Annotated in this window: 1 tRNA gene; it reads right to left on the bottom strand. The window is 46.6% G+C overall.

What is annotated here, in order from left to right:
- Positions 1 to 437: 437 nt before the first annotated feature.
- Positions 438 to 520: transfer RNA gene (locus V7747_RS18535), tRNA-OTHER, on the bottom strand.
- Positions 521 to 796 lie beyond the last annotated feature (276 nt).

The following is a 796-nucleotide window of genomic DNA, read 5'->3' as shown; positions in this document are numbered from 1 at the left end:
CTCCCGCATTCAGTCACTTACCTGGGTAAGCTCCTTCACTTGGATCGCTCGGCGCCTCGATTCACTTCAAATGACTTGTCACTTCCATCATCCATTTCCCCTCTTTCAGAACGGTTAGTCCTTACTCGATAATACTTTGGAGGGCACAAGAAACTTCTTCATCATCCGCCGTGCGACTAACAACAGCGGAATCTTTATGATCGCCGGATCATTTTTGAATACTCAACTCTTCTCAGAGCCTTTCTTCAACGCTTGAAATCACATCGTAAAATAATTTCGGTATCATTCACTTACGCAAACAACACCTGTACGTACATGTTTCAAATTTTAAAACTTGGCTATATCTCTATCTTTTTAAAGAACACTGGTCGTAAAAACCAGAAACAAGGTCACTCTTTCAAGAAACCTTGTTTCTGGACTTTCTCAGTAACAGAATATGGTGGAGCTAAGCGGGATCGAACCGCTGACCTCCTGCCTTGCACGCAGGAGGCAGGCGCTCTCCCAGCTGAGCTATAGCCCCAGTGCTTGTCTTTTTTGTCTTACGCGGCGTCCCCTCATGGGGCCTACTTTTGGTGCGTTCTTCCTCACTGCGGTCATGTACAATTCGTACACTTCCTCCTTCTCTCCAAACACGCCTTGCGTAAAACAAAAAATCCTGCGCCCTGATTCTTTTCAGGCAACAAGACATCTCATGCAATGGTTATTTTGTGCTGATCGAGGCGGTGAAGCGCGACGTATAGCCTGCTATACGAGCGATTTGCCAACGAAGAGCAGCGCAAAATTGGTAGGCCTGGGC

The sequence above is a fragment of the Halopseudomonas sp. genome (assembly GCF_036960865.1).
Lineage (GTDB): Bacteria > Pseudomonadota > Gammaproteobacteria > Pseudomonadales > Pseudomonadaceae > Halopseudomonas.
This window is presented reverse-complemented; position numbering and strand designations above follow the sequence as displayed.